Source organism: Paracoccus aminophilus JCM 7686, assembly GCF_000444995.1.
Classification (GTDB): domain Bacteria; phylum Pseudomonadota; class Alphaproteobacteria; order Rhodobacterales; family Rhodobacteraceae; genus Paracoccus; species Paracoccus aminophilus.
In genome coordinates this window covers 3,585,561-3,603,831 of sequence record NC_022041.1, presented here as the reverse complement: position 1 = coordinate 3,603,831, position 18,271 = coordinate 3,585,561, and the positions used below count along the sequence as shown (strand labels likewise).

The 18,271-nt window shown below is 64.1% G+C and carries 19 protein-coding genes and 1 tRNA gene; 11 read left to right on the top strand and 9 right to left on the bottom strand.

Features of this window, described 5'->3' with window-relative positions; all coding sequences use genetic code 11:
- The first annotated feature begins 6 nt into the window (after window positions 1–6).
- From selB to JCM7686_RS17555, 4 genes are all read left to right on the top strand, one after another.
- The gene (gene selB / locus JCM7686_RS17570; protein WP_041528083.1) at window positions 7–1,938 is read left to right on the top strand and encodes a selenocysteine-specific translation elongation factor; all 1,932 of its coding nucleotides are present in this window, start codon (window positions 7–9) and stop codon (window positions 1,936–1,938) included.
- 87 nt (window positions 1,939–2,025) lie between these two features.
- Window positions 2,026–2,121, top strand: a tRNA-Sec gene (locus tag JCM7686_RS17565).
- Window positions 2,122–2,140: 19 nt separating this feature from the next.
- Window positions 2,141–3,196, top strand: coding sequence for an aldo/keto reductase (locus tag JCM7686_RS17560; protein WP_020952144.1), 1,056 nt, complete (start codon window positions 2,141–2,143; stop codon window positions 3,194–3,196).
- A gap of 78 nt (window positions 3,197–3,274) precedes the next feature.
- On the top strand, window positions 3,275–4,255 hold the full coding sequence (locus tag JCM7686_RS17555) for an NAD(P)H-dependent flavin oxidoreductase (RefSeq protein WP_020952143.1): 981 nt from the start codon (window positions 3,275–3,277) through the stop codon (window positions 4,253–4,255).
- 18 nt (window positions 4,256–4,273) lie between these two features.
- Here JCM7686_RS17555 and JCM7686_RS17550 read toward each other — a convergent pair whose 3' ends face one another.
- From JCM7686_RS17550 to JCM7686_RS17535, 4 genes are all read right to left on the bottom strand, one after another.
- On the bottom strand, window positions 4,274–4,720 hold the full coding sequence (locus JCM7686_RS17550; protein WP_020952142.1) for an acyl-CoA thioesterase: 447 nt from the start codon (window positions 4,718–4,720) through the stop codon (window positions 4,274–4,276).
- On the bottom strand, window positions 4,720–5,817 hold the full coding sequence (locus JCM7686_RS17545; protein WP_020952141.1) for an N-acetylglucosamine-6-phosphate deacetylase: 1,098 nt from the start codon (window positions 5,815–5,817) through the stop codon (window positions 4,720–4,722). The genes JCM7686_RS17550 and JCM7686_RS17545 overlap by 1 nt, the downstream gene beginning before the upstream one ends.
- 37 nt (window positions 5,818–5,854) lie before the next feature.
- Window positions 5,855–7,240, bottom strand: a complete 1,386-nt coding sequence (locus JCM7686_RS17540; protein WP_020952140.1) for an FAD-binding oxidoreductase — start codon at window positions 7,238–7,240, stop codon at window positions 5,855–5,857.
- A gap of 158 nt (window positions 7,241–7,398) precedes the next feature.
- Entirely contained in the window at window positions 7,399–8,202 is an 804-nt protein-coding gene (locus JCM7686_RS17535) for a response regulator (protein ID WP_020952139.1), read from the bottom strand.
- A 92-nt stretch (window positions 8,203–8,294) separates the two neighbouring features.
- Between JCM7686_RS17535 and JCM7686_RS17530 the strand changes: the two genes are divergently transcribed.
- From JCM7686_RS17530 to JCM7686_RS17510, 5 genes are all read left to right on the top strand, one after another.
- Complete coding sequence (locus tag JCM7686_RS17530) at window positions 8,295–8,441, top strand: NepR family anti-sigma factor (RefSeq protein WP_020952138.1); 147 nt, start codon at window positions 8,295–8,297, stop codon at window positions 8,439–8,441.
- 36 nt (window positions 8,442–8,477) lie between these two features.
- Entirely contained in the window at window positions 8,478–9,041 is a 564-nt protein-coding gene (locus tag JCM7686_RS17525; protein ID WP_020952137.1) for an RNA polymerase sigma factor, read from the top strand.
- A gap of 9 nt (window positions 9,042–9,050) precedes the next feature.
- Complete coding sequence (locus tag JCM7686_RS17520; protein ID WP_020952136.1) at window positions 9,051–10,844, top strand: histidine kinase dimerization/phosphoacceptor domain -containing protein; 1,794 nt, start codon at window positions 9,051–9,053, stop codon at window positions 10,842–10,844.
- Window positions 10,845–10,961: 117 nt separating this feature from the next.
- Window positions 10,962–12,101: a calcium-binding protein gene (locus tag JCM7686_RS17515; protein WP_020952135.1), complete on the top strand. Its 1,140-nt coding sequence runs from the start codon at window positions 10,962–10,964 to the stop codon at window positions 12,099–12,101.
- A 179-nt stretch (window positions 12,102–12,280) separates the two neighbouring features.
- On the top strand, window positions 12,281–12,460 hold the full coding sequence (locus tag JCM7686_RS17510; protein ID WP_236635856.1) for a helix-turn-helix domain-containing protein: 180 nt from the start codon (window positions 12,281–12,283) through the stop codon (window positions 12,458–12,460).
- 6 nt (window positions 12,461–12,466) lie between these two features.
- On the opposite strand, the gene JCM7686_RS17505 is transcribed toward JCM7686_RS17510, so the two are convergent.
- The 5 genes from JCM7686_RS17505 to JCM7686_RS17485 form a co-directional block, all read right to left on the bottom strand.
- Window positions 12,467–13,339, bottom strand: coding sequence for a YihY/virulence factor BrkB family protein (locus JCM7686_RS17505; RefSeq protein WP_020952133.1), 873 nt, complete (start codon window positions 13,337–13,339; stop codon window positions 12,467–12,469).
- A gap of 4 nt (window positions 13,340–13,343) precedes the next feature.
- Entirely contained in the window at window positions 13,344–14,066 is a 723-nt protein-coding gene (gene dnaQ, locus JCM7686_RS17500; protein WP_020952132.1) for a DNA polymerase III subunit epsilon, read from the bottom strand.
- On the bottom strand, window positions 14,059–14,658 hold the full coding sequence (coaE, locus tag JCM7686_RS17495; protein WP_041527442.1) for a dephospho-CoA kinase: 600 nt from the start codon (window positions 14,656–14,658) through the stop codon (window positions 14,059–14,061). Before coaE ends, dnaQ begins: the two co-directional genes overlap by 8 nt.
- A complete protein-coding gene (locus tag JCM7686_RS17490; protein WP_020952130.1) occupies window positions 14,655–15,506 on the bottom strand; it encodes a shikimate dehydrogenase in 852 nt (283 codons plus the stop codon). The genes coaE and JCM7686_RS17490 overlap by 4 nt, the downstream gene beginning before the upstream one ends.
- Before the next feature lie 63 nt (window positions 15,507–15,569).
- Window positions 15,570–16,016, bottom strand: coding sequence for an RrF2 family transcriptional regulator (locus JCM7686_RS17485; protein ID WP_020952129.1), 447 nt, complete (start codon window positions 16,014–16,016; stop codon window positions 15,570–15,572).
- Window positions 16,017–16,218: 202 nt separating this feature from the next.
- Between JCM7686_RS17485 and JCM7686_RS17480 the strand changes: the two genes are divergently transcribed.
- Both JCM7686_RS17480 and JCM7686_RS17475 read left to right on the top strand, forming a co-directional pair.
- Window positions 16,219–17,436, top strand: coding sequence for an NAD-dependent epimerase/dehydratase family protein (locus JCM7686_RS17480; RefSeq protein ID WP_020952128.1), 1,218 nt, complete (start codon window positions 16,219–16,221; stop codon window positions 17,434–17,436).
- Window positions 17,433–18,269 (top strand): glycosyltransferase, encoded by an 837-nt coding sequence (locus JCM7686_RS17475; protein ID WP_020952127.1) that lies wholly within the window; start codon window positions 17,433–17,435, stop codon window positions 18,267–18,269. The genes JCM7686_RS17480 and JCM7686_RS17475 overlap by 4 nt, the downstream gene beginning before the upstream one ends.
- The last annotated feature ends 2 nt before the right edge of the window (window positions 18,270–18,271 follow it).

Below are 18,271 nucleotides of genomic sequence, written 5' to 3'. Positions count from 1 at the left end.
CGCGATATGATCATCGGCACGGCGGGCCATATCGACCACGGCAAGACCGCGCTGGTCCGCGCGCTGACCGGGGTCGAGACCGACCGGCTCGCCGAAGAAAAGGCGCGCGGCATCACCATCGAGCTCGGCTTTGCCTATGCCGATCTGGGCGCGGGCGCGGTCACCGGCTTTGTCGATGTGCCCGGCCATGAGCGTTTCGTCCATACGATGCTGGCGGGCGCGGGCGGGATCGATCTGGCGCTGTTGGTCGTGGCCGCCGATGACGGGATCATGCCGCAAACCCGCGAGCATCTGGCCATTCTCGACCTGCTGGGCATCCGCCGCGCGATTGTCGCGCTGACCAAGGCCGATCTGGTCGATCCCGCGCTGCGCGCGACCCGCGCGGCCGAGATCGCCGCGCTGCTCGCCCCGACCCATCTGGCAGGCGCGCCGGTTTTCCCGGTCTCGAGCCTGACGGGCGAGGGCATCCCCGCGCTGCGCGAGGCTTTGGCCATGGCCGAGACCGAGACAAGCGCGCGTTCGGCAGAGGGGCGGTTTCGGCTGCCGGTTGACCGCTCTTTCGTGCTGGCGGGCGCGGGGGTTGTGATCACGGGCACGGTGCTTTCGGGTGAAGTCGCGGTTGGTGATCACATCCGGCTCAGCCCCTCGGGATTGACGGCGCGGGTGCGCGGGATTCATGCGCAAAACCGCAAGGCCGAGCGGGGTTTTGCCGGGCAACGCTGCGCGCTCAATCTGGCGGGAGAGGCGATCTCGCGCGATGTGATCACACGCGGCGAGGTCGCGCTTGACCCGCTGCTTGATGCGCCAACGACGCGGTTTGATGCGCGCGTGGCCGTGCTCGCCTCCGAGCCGAAGCCGCTTGGCACCTGGTTTCCCGCCCGCCTTCATCTCGGCGCGGCAGAGGTCGGCGCGCGACTGGTTCCGCTTGAGGCGCCGCTTCAGCCCGGTCAAAGCGGGTTGGCGCAGCTCGTGCTCGACCAGCCGATTGCCGCGACGGTGGGCGATCGCTTCATCCTGCGCGATGTCTCGGCGCGGCGCACGATGGGCGGCGGCGCGGTGCTGGATCTGCGCGCTCCCGCCCGCAAGCGCAGCCGCCCCGAGCGGTTGGCGGTTCTTGCCGCGCTCGAGGAGACCACCCCCGACGCTGTCCTGCGCGCCTTGGCCGAGAGCCCGGCGGGTCTGGTCGATCTGGGCGCTTTCGCCCGGGACCGCGCCCTGTCCGAGACCCAGACCGCCGCCCTGCTCGCCGCCTCCGGGCTGGTCCTGCTCGACGAGATGGCGCTGCGACCCGAGACCTTGGCCGCACTGCAACGCGACATGGTCGCCACGCTCCAGACCCATCACACCGAAAACCCCGATCTTCAGGGCCTCGCGCGCGAGGCGATGCGCCTGCGTCTGAGCCCGCGCCTGCCCGGGCCGGTCTTTACCAGCTTCATCCGCGCCGAGGCGAGCGCGGGCCGGATCGCGCTCGACGGGCCTTTCCTGCGCCTGCCGGGCCACGCGCCGCGCCTCTCGCCCGAGGATGAGGCGCTTTATGAGCGCATCCTGCCCGAGCTTGGCGGCGAGGCGCGCTTTCGCCCGCCGCGGGTGCGCGATCTCGCGGGCCTTTTCGTCGTGGACGAGGCCGAGATCCGCCGCACTTTGCGTCTGGCCGCGCGTCAGGGCCGGATCGATCAGATCGCGCATGACCATTTCTTCCTGCGCGCCACGACCGAGGAAATGGCCGCGATTGTCCGCCGTCTCGGCCGCGAGGCGGAAACCGGCTGGTTCACCGCGCCCGCCTTTCGCGATCAGGTGCAAAACGGCCGCAAGGTCGCGATCGAGATTCTCGATTTCTTCGACCGCCACGGCCTGACCCTGCGCCGCGCCGATCTGCGCCGTCCGAACCCCCATCGTGCGGATCTCTTCGCCCCGGACGAGGCAGACCCGCAGGCGTGAGCGCCCGTCGCTGCGTCAGACTTCGGTCATGAAACCGCCATTTGCGCGCACGCCGGGCGGCGGTTAAAGTGGCCAGACCAAACAGAAGGAAGAGATTCAGCCCCGGTGGGTTGGCCGGACTTCAAATCCGGTTGGGGCAGCGAGCCTGTCCCGGGTGGGTTCGACTCCCATTCTCTTCCGCCAATATCTTGAAAGGACTGCAATGAAGACGGTGGCGCTTGGAAACAGCGGCGTTGAGGTTACGGATGTTTGCCTTGGCACGATGACGTTTGGCAATCAGACCGATCTGACGGATGCCTGCGCCCAGATGGACCGCGCGGTCGAGGCCGGGATCACCTTCCTCGATGTCGCCGAGATGTATCCGGTCAATCCGGTGCGCGCAGAGACGGCCGGGCGCAGCGAGGAATTCATTGGCGAATGGCTGAGCCGTCGCGGCAAGCGCGATGATCTGCAGATCGCAACCAAGGTCTCGGGTCCCGGCCCGCGTCTGCGCGAACATGGCTATAACAGCGCGGTGATTGCCGAGGCGATTGACGCCTCGCTCAAGCGGCTGCGCACCGATGTCATCGACCTCTATCAGCTGCACTGGCCGCAGCGCGGCAGCTATGCCTTCCGCCAGAATTGGGCCTATGACCCGTCGAAGCAGAACCGCGCCGAGACCATCGCGCATATGGAGGACTGCCTCGGCGCGCTCGATCAGGCGGTCAAGGCGGGCAAGATCCGCGCGATTGGTCTGTCGAATGAATCGGCCTGGGGCACGACGCGCTGGATCGATGTGGCCGAGCGCATGGGCGCGCCGCGCATGGTTGCGATCCAGAACGAATATTCGCTGCTCGACCGTCAGTTCGACACCGATCTGGCCGAGGTCTCGGTCAATGAGGATGTGACGCTTCTGGCCTATTCGCCCTTGGCGGCGGGTCTGCTGACCGGGAAATATGGCGCTGACCTGCGCCCCGGGCTCAGCCGTGCGGCTGTCGATATCGAACATGGTGGGCCGGGCAATCTGGGCGGGCGGATGACGCCGCGCGCACTGACTGCGGTTGCGGCCTATCAGGCGGCGGCGGCTGAAATGGGGCTCGATCTGGTCCAGATGGCAATTGCCTTCACCCGCCAGCGCCCCTTCCCGGTCATTCCGATCATCGGCGCGACCAATATCGACCAGCTCGACCATCTGATCGCCGGTCTGGATCTGGTGCTGAGCGACGCGCAGCTTGAGCGCATCGCCGCCTTGCACCGGCTTCATCCGCTGCCCTACTGAGGCCGCGATTAACGTCACGTCAGACTTTTCCCCTGCGGGCAGGATCAGCACTCTGCCCGCAGCGAGAAGGAGAAACCCATGCTGCCGCCCATCCTGAAAAATCTGCGTATCCCTGTCGTCGGCTCTCCGATGTTCATCGTCTCGGGGCCCGAGCTGGTGATTGCCCAGTGCAAGGCCGGGATCGTCGGCAGCTTTCCCGCGCTCAATGCCCGCGAGAAGGACGGCGATCCGATCCAGCTCGACCTGTGGCTGACGCGCATTCAGGAAGAGCTTGACCGCCACAATCAGGCCAATCCCGACCGCCCCGCTGCGCCTTTCGCGGTCAACCAGATCGTGCATCGCTCGAATGCGCGGCTGGAGCGGGATCTCGAGATCTGCCACCGCCACAAGGTGCCGATCTGGATCACCAGCCTTGGCGCGCGCGAGGATGTGAACCATGCCGCCCATGATTGCGGCGGCATCGTGCTGCATGATGTCATCAACAACACCTTCGCCAAGAAGGCGATCAGCAAGGGCGCCGATGGTCTGATCGCGGTGGCGGCCGGGGCTGGCGGTCATGCCGGGCCGGAATCGCCCTTCGCGCTGATCCAGGAAATCCGCGCGTGGTTCGACGGGCCGCTGCTGTTGTCGGGTGCTATCTCGACCGGGCGGGCGGTGCTGGCGGCGCAGGTCATGGGCGCGGATCTGGCCTATATCGGCAGCCGTTTCATCGCCTCGGACGAGGCCCATGCCGAGCCCGCCTATAAGCAGATGATCGTCGACAGCGGCGCCGAGGATATCGTGAATTCGGCCTATTTCACCGGCGTTCCGGGCAATTACCTGATGCCCTCGGTGGTGAATACCGGGATGGATCTGGCGCTTCTCGGGACCGGGGACCCGTCGAAAATGGATTTCGGTTCCGCGAGCGCGGGCCACAGCGACAAGCCCAAGGCCTGGAGCCAGATCTGGGGCTGCGGTCAGGGCATCGGCGCGGTCGATGCGGTCGAGCCTGCGGGCGCGATCATCGACCGTCTGGCGCGTGAATATGCCGAAGCCAAGGCCGCTGTCTCGGCGCTTTGAGCGGGCCCGGGCCGGGGATTAACCGGCCTCTGGCACCACCAGCTTTTCCAGCTCTGCCCGGTAGTGATCGGGCGGAGGACAGGGTTTGTGACCGTTCGGCGTCACGAAAACCAGCGTGAATTCGGCCTGAGCGGCGGCCTGATCCTCGCCTTGGCGGAACATACCCAGCCCGATCTTGAACGAGCTGCGCCCCATATGGGTGATCCGCATCCCGATCTCGACGATATCGGGATAGCTCACCTCGCGCAGATAGCTGCAACCGGCCTCGGCGACCACCGGGATCGGATCGGGACCGTTCGGATCGAGCATGCCGCGCTCGATCAGCCAATTGTTCATCGCATTGTCGAAAAGCTCGAAATAGACGACGTTATAGAGATGGCCGAACTGGTCATTGTCGTTCCAGCGCGTCTGATGGCTGTTGAAATGGGCGAAGGCCTGACGTGGCAAAGCGGGGGCGCGCGGCATCAGAGCGCGACCTTCGCGAAATCGGTGCCGTTGAGCGCCAGAACATCGCTCAGAGGCAAGCCCTCGGCCAGCCGCAAAGGAGGCAGGCGCATGGCGCGGCGCGGAATGTCGGTCGCCATGGCCAGCGCATAGGCGAGCGGCAGGCCGGTGTTGCGATGAAGCCGCAGCACGCAGTCGAGCAGGCTGACATGAGCGCCCGCAAGATTACCCTCGGCGTTGACCAGACGGCCCTTGGCATCGACATGGATGTCTTGGCCATAAAGATTGAAGTGATCGGGCCCGCCGACCGTCGGCATCGCATCCGAGACGAGGAAGCTGCGATCCGCCCGTGGCCGCGCCGCCAAGGCGACGCGCAGCGCATCCCAATCGACATGGATGCCATCGGCGATCAGCCCGACGAAGCAATCCGACAGGATCGCGGCGGCGATCATGCCGGGCGCGCGCGATTGCATCTGCGGCATCGCATTGAAAAGATGGGTGAACATGGTCACGCCGTTCTTGATGCCCGTCCGCGCCTCCTCGGCGGTGGCCATCGAATGACCGGCCGACAGCACCACGCCAAGCGCGGCGGCCTCGCGCATCAAGGCGGGGTCGTTCACCTCGGGCGCGAGCGTCAGCAGGACCGGGATTTCGGCCGCGCGCAGGTGTTTCAGCACCGCCATGCTGCGCTGGTCGAGCGGGCGGATATGGGCGGCGTCATGGGTGCCCTTACGCGCGGGCGCGATATGGGGGCCCTCGATATGGAGGCCCAGAAGGCCGGGCTCGCCCTTGGTGGCGATGACCGCGTCAGCCGCCGCTTCAAGCACCTCGGGCGCGTCGGTGATGACCGTGGGCAGCAGCGCCGCCGTGCCAAGGCCGAGATGGGCCGCGCGGATGGCGCGCAGGCCCTCGGGCGTGGGCGAGCTGTTCACCAAGACGCCACCGCCGCCATTCACCTGCAGATCGGTCAGCCCCGGCGCGAGCAGCCGGACATGTCGGTTTCCGGTTTCACCGGGCCGCAGCGGGCGCAGCGCGGTGACGGTTTCGCCATCGGTTTCAAGGGCAAAGCCGGGCAGAAGCGCGCCCTCGATATAGGTGAGATCGGAAGAGATCAGCATGGGCGCCCTTTCTTGGCCTTGGGCCGGTATCGGGGGGTCAGGTCGGGTCAATGACCTTTCCGGGATTCATCAGGTTCTGCGGGTCGAGAAGCGTCTTGATCTGCGCCATCAGCGCCAGCTTGACCGGATCGGCCTCGGCGTCGAGCAGGTGGCGGCGCTTGGTTCCGACCCCGTGCTCGGCCGAGAAAGACCCGCCCCGCGCCACCAGACCAGCCATGACGATCCGCTCGATCTCTTGCATCCGGGACGCGTCGAGCGTGGCACCGGCTTCGCGGATGATGATATGCAGATTGCCGTCGCCGACATGGCCGAAGGTCATCGGCGTCAGGCCAAGCGCCGACAGCGCGGCCTCGGTGCGGGCGGCGTAATCGGGCAGTTCCGAGATCGGCATCGAGACATCAAAGCTCGGCGCGGCGGGATAGGCGCGAAAGATTGCCTGCGTGTCTTCGCGAAGCGCCCAGATCGCCTCGGCTTGCGCCAGACTTTGCGCAAGCACGCCGGTCGCGTCGGGGAATTGGTCGATCACCGCCTCGAAGACCTCGCCCGCCGCGTCGTCGGCCCCCTCGCCACCTTCGAATTCGAGGATGAAATGCAGCGGCGCGTCGAGGTCGTAATCCGGCGCGCTCCAACCCTTGTCGGCGATACCGAAGTCGAAGAAGCCCTTCCACATCGCCTCGGAGGCGCGCAACCGTCCGGTCTGGCGCGCAATCCGCATGGTTTCCAGCATGGCGGCTCCGCCGGGCAAAGACAGCATCATCACCGGGCCCTGCGGCTGCAACGGCACAAGACGGATGACTGCGCGGGTAACAACCCCTAGTGTCCCTTCGGCGCCGATAAACAAATGCTTGAGATCATAGCCCGCCGAGACCTTTAGCACCTGTGACAGATCGTTGAGAATGCGGCCATCGGCCAGCACCACCTCGAGCCCGAGAATGCGGTGGCGCATGACGCCGTGGCGATGGGCTTCGAGCCCGCCGGCATTGGTGGCGATCATGCCGCCGATTGTCGCGGTCCCGCGCGACGGCAGGTCGATCCCCGGCCCGAGGCCCTGCGCGCCCGCGGCCTCTTGCAGGCTGGCCAAGGTCGCGCCCGCGCCGACGACTGCGGTGCCCGCCACCCCGTCCAGCGTCTCGACCCGGTTCATGCGGCCAAGCGACAGGATCACCTGCGCCGCCGTCGCCGCCCCGCCGCCAACCAGCCCGGTGCGCCCGCCTTGCGGCACGATCGAGACCCCGGCCGCCCCGCAGGCCCGCACCACGGCGGCCACCTCGGCGGTCGAGCCGGGCGAGACCATCAGATCGGCGCCGGTATTGGCGGCATATTCGCCGGGATCGGTCAGGCGCACGGCGTCATCCCGGCGCAAATTTGCCTCTCCGGTGATGGCGGCAAGCTCTGTGGCCAGCGCGGCGATCTTGGCGTCCATATCAGCCCTCATTCCCGATGTCGGCGCAGGTTAGCCCCGGCTCCGGCACGGCACAACTGTTTGAGTTCAAACGGAAGGTCGGCGGTCCATCGGCACGATATAAAAGAGCGACGGCACCGAAGCGCCGCCGCCCAGAGAAAGCCCCGAGGGAACGGGGATCAGTTGACCTGCAACCCTTCGGTCGAGGCGAAGAACATCGCCTGACTGACCGCCGAGCGCACCTGCTCCTCGGAATAGGGCTTCGAGATCAGGAAGGCGGGCTCGGGACGGTCGCCGGTCAGCAGCCGCTCGGGGAAGGCGGTGATGAAAATCACCGGGATATGGCCGAGGCTTTGCAGCAGCTCGTTTACCGCATCGATGCCCGACGAGCCATCGGCCAGCTGGATATCGGCGAGGATCAGATCCGGGCGCTTCTTCTGCGCCAGCTCGATCGCGGCGGTATGGGTGCGCGCGATGCCGGTGACCTCATGGCCCATGGTCTGGACGATGCCGCGCAGATCCATGGCGATGATGGTCTCATCCTCGATCACCATGACCTTGCCAGAGATCGAGTGACCCATTTCGCTCAGAGCGATCTGGACCAGCTCTTCGACCTCGGGCTGGTCGACCTGCATGACGCGGGCGATCTGGTCGTAACGCAGACCCTCGATCGTGCGCAGCAGCAGGGCTTCGCGGGAGTTCGGGGTCAGGGTCTTGAGACGATCCTGAACCTTGGCTTCACGCCCGCTGTTGTCCTGCACCTCGACCGGCTCGCCAGAGCTTTGCCAGATTGCGTGGAAGGCCCGGAACAGGCCAACCCGGGTTTCGGAATCATTCATCAGCTCGCGATCCGCGAGAATAGCCTCGAGCGTCGCAGCCGCGTAATTATCGCCGGCCGTCTGGCTGCCCGTCAGTGCGCGCGCATAGCGACGCAGGTAGGGCAACTCACGTCCGATAGCTTGTGCAAGGTCTGCAGCAGGCATGTCGTCCTCAAGATTTTTTGTCCCTTAGGCGGAACCATTTCACATAGTTACTCGTTACAGCCAGTGCGCACAAGATTCCTAGGACGATTAGTATGAATACCAAGCGTGAAGAACGCAAACGAACAGAGCTGGAAAAGCAAATCGACGAGAATCTGAAGCGCGTTTACGAAGAGGCGACGATCCAGGATATTCCCGACCGTTTTCTCGACCTGCTAGAGAAATTGCGTGCACAGGAATGACGTGCACCGGCTCTGGTTTCTGTCGCGGGAGGGGAAATGACTGCTAATCACGGCGATCCGCGGGAAGAGCTCGTCCAGCATCTGCCCGCCCTGCGCGCCTTCGCCCTGTCTCTGGCGCGAGACGGGTCTGCCGCCGACGATCTTGTTCAGGATACGATCGTCAAGGCTTGGACGCATATCGACAAGTTTCAGGCCGGGACCAACCTGCGCGCCTGGCTGTTCACAATTTTGCGAAACACATTTTATTCGGCGCGCCGCAAGACCCGGCGCGAGGTCAATGACACCGACGGGATCTATGCCGCACAGCAAACCTCACGTCCTGACCATGACGGCCGTCTGGCGCTGAACGATTTCCGCGTCGCTTTCCAACAACTTCCCGATGAACAGCGCGAGGCGTTAATTCTGGTCGGAGCTTCAGGCTTTTCCTATGAGGAAGCTGCAAGTATGACGGGAGTCGCCGTCGGTACAGTCAAGTCACGCGCGAATCGTGGCCGCCGCCGACTTGCAGAGCTTCTGCATCTTGAAGAAGGGGAAGAGCTGGATATGACCGATAGCACGACACTCGCCGTGATGACCCAGAACCACCCCGTCCTGCGCTAAGGTCCGTGCGTGCTGTCGCGGATTCACGAAAGGCTTGAATTCACCAAAGGGCTTGGCTTCCGTCTGGGCAGCCTGCTGTCCGTGGCCATTCTGCCGATCGGTCTGATCTCGGTTATCCAAACGCTGCATCTGTCGCGCGAATATGAACGCTCGGCCGAGATCGCCTTGCTGGGCCGGACCGCCTCTGCCGCAGCCGGAGAGCGCGCGCTCTTGCAAGGGGCGCTTGGCAGCGCCGATGCGCTTGGTCCGGCGGTGCTCGAAACCCTGAGCAACCCCACCGCCTGCTCGGAAATCATGGCGCGTTTCATCGAAAGCACCGCGATTTTCGCCTATGCTGGCTTTACCACGATGAAGGGCCAGTCGGCCTGTTCGTCCATCGGCGGCTCTTACGACCTGTCGGCCACCCAGCAATTCCAGGCCTTTTCGGCCAATCCCGGCACGCTGGTGTCCTCGGCGGACAACGACCCGATCACCGGGGGCTCGATTGTCACGGTCTCGCAGCCGCTGTTTCGCGGCGATGAGCTGCTCGGCTATATCGCGGTGGCGATGTCGCGCGATCTGCTGCGGTCAAGCCATGTCGGCAGCTATGGCACCGAAGGCGCGCGCATCCTGACCTTCAACAATCTCGGTCAGGTGCTGTCCTTCGATAAGGACGGCGATGATGATTTCGACTCGATCCTGCCCGCGGGGAAAAGCCTGACCTCGTTGCTGTCGCGCAGTGAAACCACCTTCCGCGACACAGCAAACAGCGGCGAGAACCGGGTGTTCAGCGTGGTCCCGGTCGTGCCGGGGCTGGTCTATGCGCTTGGCAGCTGGAACCGCGAGCAATCGGGGATCGCCGGGATCGACCTGTCGCGGCTGGCGGCGATGGTCCTGCCGATCGTGCTGTGGCTGGTTTCGCTGATCGTTGCCTATTTCGCGGTCTACCGGCTGGTTCTGCGCCATATCCGAGAGCTGCGCGGCCAGATGCGCCGCTTTGCGATCGGCGATCGCTCGGTGGCGCCGCCGGTTCTGGTCAATGCCCCGGCCGAGATCGCCGATGTCAGCCATACGTTCCACAATATGGCCCGGATCCTCATGCGCGACGAAGAGGCGCTGGAAGAGGCGGTGCAGGAAAAGACCGTCCTGCTCAAAGAGGTTCATCACCGGGTCAAGAACAACCTCCAGCTCATCGCCTCGATCATCAATATGCAAAGCCGGTTGATTGACCACGATCAGGCGCGGCGCGTGCTGCGCTCTGTGCAGGACCGGGTGGCGTCGCTGGCGACGATTTACCGCAATCTCTATCAGGCCGAGCATCTCGATGCGGTCGAGGCGGATCGGCTGATCTCTGACATTATCAACCAGATGGTGAATGCCTCGGTCGAGCCGGGTCAGGGGCTTCAGGTCGAAACCCGGCTCGAGCCGCTGACGCTGCTGCCCGATCAGGCGGTGCCCCTGTCGCTTCTGGCTACCGAGGCGTTTACCAATGCGATCAAATATGCGGGCACGTTTGAAAACGGGGAAAAGCCCTGGGTCCGGGTCACGCTGGGACCGGACAGCCGCCCGAATTGGGCTGTGATCGAGGTTGCGAATTCGGTGCCCTCGGTCAAGGACACCCGCATCGAGGGCACTGGGCTCGGCAGCCAGCTGATCGAGGCCTTCGCCATGCAGCTCGACGGCGAGGCCGAGATCGAGCACAGCGCGGACACCTATTCGCTGCGGCTGCGCTTCCGGGTCGAGGCCGTGCCCTCGCGTCCGGTCGAGGGCCGCGAGCAGACCGTGGTCCTGACCTCGGCCGCGCGTCCGGGCGCGACGCATTAACCCGATCGTCGAAGCTTCGGGCGTGGTTTCGCGTTAAACGCGAATTTGGCAATTGCCGCATTTTGCGGCGCGGGTAGGATCATTCAGATTGTCCTATTCAGCGAGTGATTGCGTCAAATGGCCAACCTGACTGTTTATCCCGAAGGCGACTATCTTTACGGCACGCTCGATGATGATCGGATCGAGACACTCTACGATCCCCTTCGTCCCCATCGGTTCATCTATGGTCGCGACGGCAATGACCTGATCATCGTCAATTCCTGGAACCTGACCCGCGACGATCCACGCTATCAAACCCTGCCGCGCTACCAGCAAGGCGACCATATCGATGGCGGAGCCGGGAACGACACCATCTATGGAAACAGCATTGGAAACAATCTGTTCGGCGGAGCCGGAGATGATGTGATCTATTGCGGCAGCCCCAGCTCTGGCGCGCCATCGGCGCAGCCGGATCTGGATGACTACGCAACGGGCGGTGAGGGCAACGACCGCCTTTATGGTCAGGGCGGGAACGACTGGCTTCGTGGAGATGGCGGAGACGATTACGTCAACGGCGGCGCAGGGCAGGACACGCTTGATGGAGCTGCCGGCAATGACACGCTTGTCGGCGAGGGCGGCCATGATTCTGCCCAAGGGGGCCGCGGGAATGATTTTCTCTTCGGCGGCGCGGGCAGCGACACGCTGAGTGGCGGTGAGGGCAACGACAAGCTGAACGGCGGCACGGGCGCGGATGCTTTGTTCGGAGATCTCGGGCATGACACGCTCTCGGGCGGGCTCGGACATGACTCGCTCGATGGCGGCAGCGGAAACGATCTGCTGCGCGGCGGAGCGGGGAACGACCTTTTGAAGGGAGGGCCCGGCCATGACACGCTTTATGGCGACGCGGGAGCGGACACGCTGATCGGTGGGCGCGGAAAGGATCTGCTCTTCGGCGGTGCGGGGGCTGATCACTTCGTCTTCACTGCGCTTTCCGATTCGACCGTGCAGAAAGCCGGGCGCGATGTGAGCGGGGATTTCGTGCAGAGTCAGGACAAGATCGACCTTTCGCAGATCGACGCGAACCTTTTGCGCGCGGGGGATCAGGCGTTTTCCTTCATCGGCAGCGACGGTTTCCATGGCCGCGCCGGAGAGCTGCGCACCGAAACCTCTGGCCGTAATCTGATTGTCTATGGCGATGTGAACGGCGACGGGAGGGCAGATTTCGCGATCGAGCTGACCGGGGTGAAATCCCTGACGGCAAGCGATTTCATTCTCTGACCGTCGCATTGGATCGGACCGAAGGCGAAGTCTCGCCTTCGGGGCAGGCCGCAGATTTATATTTTACCGCTCGGGGTTTCAGGGCCATTGCAACCCCGCGTCTTCTGTGAAAAACGCGCCTCTCCGATCAACCTGCAAGACCCAAGACTGACATGGAACTCTCCGAAAAAGACCGCGACATGCTGATGAAATCTCTGCAAGTGAAGTCCCCCGAGGTGCTTCAGACGCGGATGGCCAATGCGCTTTTGCTGCTCGCCGACGGGCTGCCGGCGGAAGATGTTGCGGGGCTGCTTTTTCTCGATGAGGCGACCGTCGCAGGCTGGCAAAAGATCTATGCCAAGCGCAACCGGGCGGCCTGAGAGGGCCTAGCCCTCCTCGGCTTTGCGCTGGCTGCGCGCGCCCTTGATGCGGGTGACGCGGCGGCGCCGTCCCATCTCGACGTTGATGATCGCGCCCAGCATCACCGACCAGCCGCCGAGCCAGAACCACATCAGAAGCGCCACGACCGCCCCGATCGAGCCATAGATGCGGTTGTAGCTGTTGAAGCTCGCGAGATAGGCCGAAAAGCCATAGGAGGCTGCCGCCCAGACCAGCGCGGCGATCAGCGCGCCCCAGGTGAAGATCGGCGTGCGCGGCCGCGTGTTCGGCCCGTAGCGGTAGAGGATGCCGATCGCGAAAAGGACGATCAGGAACATGGCCGCGAAGGGCACGGTCGAATTGAGCCAGCTTTGCAGCGGCCCGATCGTCAGAAAGTTGATCGCCAGCGGCCCGATAACGATGGTCGCCAGCCCCAGCAGCACCACGCCGACCAGAGCCAGCGTCAGGATATAGGCGAGGATGAAGCTGAAGATCGTGGAATGCGAGCGCACGCCGTAGGCCGCGTTCAACCCGCGCACCAAAGCCTCGACCCCGGCGCGGGCGGCGATGGTCGCGATGCCGAAGGAAATCGCCGTGGTCCAGCCAAGCTGGGTGGGACCGGCATTGATCAGCACCTCGACCTGATCGTGCAGGATCCCTGCCGCCCCGGCCGGGATGAATTCATCGGCCAGATGGGTATATTGCTCGATCATCTGCGGGTCGTACCACAGGCCCCAGAGCGAAAAGATCGCCGTCAGGCCGGGGAAGACCGCAAACATCGCGTAGAAGGCCACACCCGCCGCGATCAGCCCCATGTGGATCTTGTCCATCCGCTCGAAAATCGCGTTGATGAAGGACCACAGGTCGCGCAGGCCGAGCATCCGGTCAGCCCTTGGTTTCGGCGCTGGCGCTGTAGCGCAGCCAGACCGCCTTGTCGCCGAGCTTTGCCACGAAAGCGGCATGGGCCTCGGCCTCGTCAGAGGTCAGGCGCGGGGCAAGCGCGCGCGGGCGCGGGGCGCGCGGCGTCGCGGATTGGCCCAAAGCATCGCGCGCGGCCAAAGGCAGGCTGGTGTCCTCCAGCACCAGACCGGGCTGGCGGCCACCTTTCAGCGCCAGATAGACCTCGGCCAGAAGCTCGCTGTCGAGCAGCGCGCCATGCAAAGTCCGGTTCGAGTTGTCGATCTGATAGCGCCGGCACAACGCATCCAGCGAGCATTGCGCGCCGGGAAACTTCTGCCGCGCAATCGCAAGGCTGTCGGTGGCGCGGCTGTTCGGCAGGCCGGGATAGCCCGCCTTTTTCAGCTCCCAGTTCAGGAATTTCATGTCGAAGCTGGCGTTATGGATCACCAGCTGACCGTCCTCGCCGATGAAATCGACAAAGCCTTGCGCCACTTCGGCGAATTTCGGTTTGTCCTTCAGGAAGTCGTCGCCCAGCCCGTGGACGTCGAAGGCCTCCTTCGGCATCGACCGTTCCGGGTTGATATAGACATGAAAGGTCCGCCCGGTGGGCAGAAGATTCATCAGCTCGAGCGCGCCGATTTCGACGATCCGGTCGCCGGTGTCGGGGTCGAAGCCTGTGGTTTCGGTATCGAGAACGATTTCACGCATGAGAGCGTTTTGCCATGATCTCGGCGCAGATGTCCATGATCGCCGTCCGGGCGGTCTCTAGGCTCAGCGAGGGGATGATCCAATCGGCCCGCGTCCGCTTTTCGGCATCGGGCATCTGGCGCGAGAGGATGAAGTCAAATTGGGCCTCGGTCATGCCGGGACGGGCGAGCACCCGGGCGCGTTGGATCTCGGCCGGGGCGGAAACGACCGCGACCCCGTCCATCTGCGCCTCGGCCCCGCCTTCGTAAAGGAGCGGGATGTCCAGCACCACCAGCGGCGCGTCGGCATGGGCCGCGATGAAACCGGCGCGGTCGGCCCAGACCAGCGGATGCACGATCGCCTCGAGCCGCTGGAGCGCGTTTGCGTCCTTCGCCAGCTCGGCCTTCAGCGCGGCGCGGTCGATGCCGCCTGCCGCGTCGAGGGCGGTCGGAAAGGCCTTTGCCACCGGGTCAACCGCCGCGCCGCCGGGGGCGTAAAGCTGATGGACCGCCGCATCCGCATCCCAGACAGGATGGCCCAGCTCGCGGAAGATGCCAGAGGCCGTCGATTTTCCCATGCCGATGGACCCGGTGAGCCCCAGCCGGAAACTCATGCCAGAACGGCCCGGCGCAGCTCGTCATCGACCTCGGGTTTGCGGCCGAACCAGCGCTCAAAGCCCGGCGCGGCTTGGTGCAGCAACATGCCCAGACCATCGACGGTCTGGCAGCCGCGCGCGCGCGCGTCGATCAGGAAGGGCGTGTCGAGCGGCGTATAGACCAGATCGGTCGCGAGCGCCTCGGGCGGCAGCGCATCCAGCGGCACGCGCAGCGAGCCCGCGCCCTCCATGCCAAGCGAGGTCGCATTGACCGCGGTGGCGACGCCTTCCAGCATATTGCCCGCCTGCCCCCAGTCATAAACGACGACGCGCGCGCCGAATTCGCTGCGGATCTGTTCGGCACGCAGACGGGTGCGATTGGCCAGCCGCACCTCGGGCACGCCCGCATCGAGGAGCGAGGCCACAACGGCGCGCGCCGCACCGCCCGCGCCCAGAATGGCGGCGGGGCCGAATTCCGGGATCCAGTCCGGCGCGCTTTGGCGCAGGTTGGCGATGAAGCCGTAACCGTCGGTATTGTCGGCGTGGATCTTGCCATCCGGGCGGAAGATCAGCGTATTCGCCGCCCCGATCAGCGCGGCGCGGTCCGTGACCACATCGGCCAAGGCCAGCACGGCTTCCTTATGGGGAATGGTGACGTTGACGCCGACAAAGCCCGCGCGCGGCAGGGTGCGCAGGACTTCGGCGAGATGCTCGGGGCGGACCGGCAGCGGGACGTAATGGCCCTTGAGGCCATAGCGCTGCAGCCAATGCCCATGCAGGCGCGGCGAGCGCGAATGCGCAATCGGCCAGCCGATCACGCCGGCAAGAGGCACGTTGGTCGGTTCGTTATGTTCGTTCTCAGACATGGCAGCCGGGGCAGCTATTCGTTCAGCAGAAGGGAATCGGACACCGCCCAAGAGGGCGACGGGTCAACCGTTGGCGACCTCGGGCAAACCGCCCTCGGCAACCAGATCGGCCAGAGTGAGGGATTCAATCAACAACAGATAGGACCAGAAAACCTGCCCGAACATTTTACGCAACCGGCAGGAGGCTTCGTCAGTGCAATCCTCGCAACGCTGGTAGGACCGCCGCGACAGGCAGGGCAAAGGCGCAATCGGCCCGTCGACCTGACGCAAAAGCTCGCCGATCGAGATGTCTTCGGGCTTTTTGATCAGCACATAACCGCCAGCCCGGCCACGGCGCGAGCCGACATAACCGGCGTTGCGCAGCTCAAGCATGATATGTTCGAGGAAGCGTTTGGGCGCGCCAGAGCGCTGCGCGATCTCTTCGATCGTCAGGGCATGGCCGCCTGCGGCCGCTTCATCGGCCAGTTCTGTCAGGGCCTTGATGGCGTATTTGGTCTTTTGCGAGATCATGATTGATGCTTAGCCAGCGCTCCACAGCGTTGCAATGAATTCACGTCTAAGGCTGTCGATAAAATCTCATATAGTTGTGCTTTTGCCAGAGTGACAGGTCTGTGGGCGGAAAACGCCGACCAAAGGCTGGAACTCTCGTATCTTCTATATTCTTTTGTCACATTATGATCGCATTGATACCGTGCTGTATCTGGAGGCAAGAATGCGCATAGCGATTTTGGGCGGCGACGGTTTTGTGGGGTGGCCGACGGTGCTGCACCTGTCTGATCTTGGTCACGAGATCCACATCGTTGACAACCTCTCGCGTCGCTGGATCGACACCGAGCTCGGCGTGCAGTCCCTGACCCCGATGGATTCCATTCAGGAGCGCTGCCGGATCTGGCATCAGCTCACTGGAAAGCGCATCCATTTCCATCTTCTCAACCTTGCCACCGAATATGAGCGGCTCAAAAGCTGGCTCTTGGAAACCAAGCCCGAAGCGGTGGTGCATTTCGCCGAACAGCGCGCCGCGCCCTATTCGATGAAAACCGACCGCCACAAGGTCTATACCGTCAACAACAACGTCAATGCGACGCATAACCTGTTGGCCGCCTTGGTGGAAACCGGCATTGACGCGCATCTTGTCCATCTGGGGACCATGGGCGTTTATGGCTATTCCAGCGTGGGCGCGCCGATCCCGGAAGGTTATCTCGACATCGAGATCGACACACCGACCGGCAAGAAGGGCCAGCAGGTGCTTTATCCGACCCGGCCGGGCTCGGTCTATCACATGACGAAATCGCTCGATCAGATCCTGTTCCAGTTCTACGCCCAGAACGACGGGCTGCGGATCACCGATCTGCATCAGGGCATTGTCTGGGGCACCCATACCGACCAGACCCGCCGCCATGAACAGCTGATCAACCGCTTCGATTATGACGGCGATTATGGCACCGTGCTGAACCGTTTCCTGATCCAGGCGGCGATCGGCTATCCGCTGACCGTCCACGGCACCGGCGGCCAGACCCGCGCCTTCATCCATGTGCAGGATTCGGTGCGCTGCATCGAGCTTGCGCTGAAAGACGCGCCCGCAGCGGGCGAGCGGGTCAAGATCTTCAACCAGATGACCGAGACCCACCGCATCCGCGATCTGGCCGAGCTGGTAGCGAAACAGACCGGCGCCAAGGTCGCCTATCTGCCGAACCCGCGCAAAGAGGCCGATGAGAATGAGCTGATCGTCAAGAATGACCAGTTCCTCGCTTTGGGCCTGAAGCCGATTACGCTGGCCGAGGGGTTGCTGACCGAGGTCGTCGAAGTCGCGCGCAAATATGCTCATCGCATCGACCGCTCGCGCGTGCCGGCGGTCTCGGCCTGGACCAAGGATCTTGCGCAACGGGTTGACCATGACCCCGAGGGCAAGCGGCTGCGTTCGGTCTCGTGAGCGGGCTTTCCTTTGACGGCAAGGCGCGGTCCGACCGCGCCTTTGTCACTTTGGCGACCAATGCCGATTACGCGCTTGGCGCGATGGCGCTGCTGCGTTCGCTTAAGCGGAGCGGGACCAGCGCCGATCTGGTGGTGATGTTCACCGATCTGGATGCGGCGGCGCAGAGTGCTTTGGCGGGGCTCGGCGCGCGGCTGGTGCAGGTCGAACTTCTGCCGACCTCGGACGAGTTCAACGAGTCTCACGCCAAGCGCGCTTTGCATGGCGCGGCCCCGTTCACCAAGGGCGAGAAACCGCCCTTTCACACGCCTTTGGACAATTTCGCCAAGCTGCGGCTGTGGCAGCTTGATTATGCGCGGGTGGTTTTCATCGACGCCGATGCGCTGGTCTTGCAAAACATCGACCGGCTTTTCGACTACCCCGAGTTTTCCGCCGCGCCGAATGTCTATGAGAGCCTTGCCGATTTCCACCGGCTGAATTCGGGCGTCTTCACCGCGCGCCCCTCGGATGCGACGTTTCAGGCGATGCTGACGCGGCTGGATCAGCCGGGGCAGTTCTGGCGCCGCACGGATCAGAGCTTTCTCGAGAGCTATTTCCCGAATTGGCACGGCCTGCCGGTTTTCGACAATATGCTGCAATATGTCTGGCTGAACCTGCCGAGCCTGTGGAAATGGACCGACATCCGCGTGCTGCATTTCCAATATGAAAAGCCGTGGCAGGACCATGCGAAAGCCGATCAGCTGCGCGTGCTGATCGACCTGTGGGCCGCGCACGCCAGCGACGGGCCGGTGCCGGATCTCGCCGATCTTCCGCCGCCTCCGGGATTGGCGTAAAA

What these genes read in the sequence shown, in the direction of transcription:
- selB (WP_041528083.1), top strand. Translation starts at nt 7, where the DNA reads ATGATCATCGGCACGGCGGGCCATATCGACCACGGCAAGACCGCGCTG.
- JCM7686_RS17560 (WP_020952144.1), top strand. Translation starts at nt 2,141, where the DNA reads ATGAAGACGGTGGCGCTTGGAAACAGCGGCGTTGAGGTTACGGATGTT.
- JCM7686_RS17555 (WP_020952143.1), top strand. Translation starts at nt 3,275, where the DNA reads ATGCTGCCGCCCATCCTGAAAAATCTGCGTATCCCTGTCGTCGGCTCT.
- JCM7686_RS17550 (WP_020952142.1), bottom strand. Translation starts at nt 4,720, where the DNA reads ATGCCGCGCGCCCCCGCTTTGCCACGTCAGGCCTTCGCCCATTTCAAC.
- JCM7686_RS17545 (WP_020952141.1), bottom strand. Translation starts at nt 5,817, where the DNA reads ATGCTGATCTCTTCCGATCTCACCTATATCGAGGGCGCGCTTCTGCCC.
- JCM7686_RS17540 (WP_020952140.1), bottom strand. Translation starts at nt 7,240, where the DNA reads ATGGACGCCAAGATCGCCGCGCTGGCCACAGAGCTTGCCGCCATCACC.
- JCM7686_RS17535 (WP_020952139.1), bottom strand. Translation starts at nt 8,202, where the DNA reads ATGCCTGCTGCAGACCTTGCACAAGCTATCGGACGTGAGTTGCCCTAC.
- JCM7686_RS17530 (WP_020952138.1), top strand. Translation starts at nt 8,295, where the DNA reads ATGAATACCAAGCGTGAAGAACGCAAACGAACAGAGCTGGAAAAGCAA.
- JCM7686_RS17525 (WP_020952137.1), top strand. Translation starts at nt 8,478, where the DNA reads ATGACTGCTAATCACGGCGATCCGCGGGAAGAGCTCGTCCAGCATCTG.
- JCM7686_RS17515 (WP_020952135.1), top strand. Translation starts at nt 10,962, where the DNA reads ATGGCCAACCTGACTGTTTATCCCGAAGGCGACTATCTTTACGGCACG.
- JCM7686_RS17510 (WP_236635856.1), top strand. Translation starts at nt 12,281, where the DNA reads ATGCTGATGAAATCTCTGCAAGTGAAGTCCCCCGAGGTGCTTCAGACG.
- JCM7686_RS17505 (WP_020952133.1), bottom strand. Translation starts at nt 13,339, where the DNA reads ATGCTCGGCCTGCGCGACCTGTGGTCCTTCATCAACGCGATTTTCGAG.
- dnaQ (WP_020952132.1), bottom strand. Translation starts at nt 14,066, where the DNA reads ATGCGTGAAATCGTTCTCGATACCGAAACCACAGGCTTCGACCCCGAC.
- coaE (WP_041527442.1), bottom strand. Translation starts at nt 14,658, where the DNA reads ATGAGTTTCCGGCTGGGGCTCACCGGGTCCATCGGCATGGGAAAATCG.
- JCM7686_RS17490 (WP_020952130.1), bottom strand. Translation starts at nt 15,506, where the DNA reads ATGTCTGAGAACGAACATAACGAACCGACCAACGTGCCTCTTGCCGGC.
- JCM7686_RS17485 (WP_020952129.1), bottom strand. Translation starts at nt 16,016, where the DNA reads ATGATCTCGCAAAAGACCAAATACGCCATCAAGGCCCTGACAGAACTG.
- JCM7686_RS17480 (WP_020952128.1), top strand. Translation starts at nt 16,219, where the DNA reads ATGCGCATAGCGATTTTGGGCGGCGACGGTTTTGTGGGGTGGCCGACG.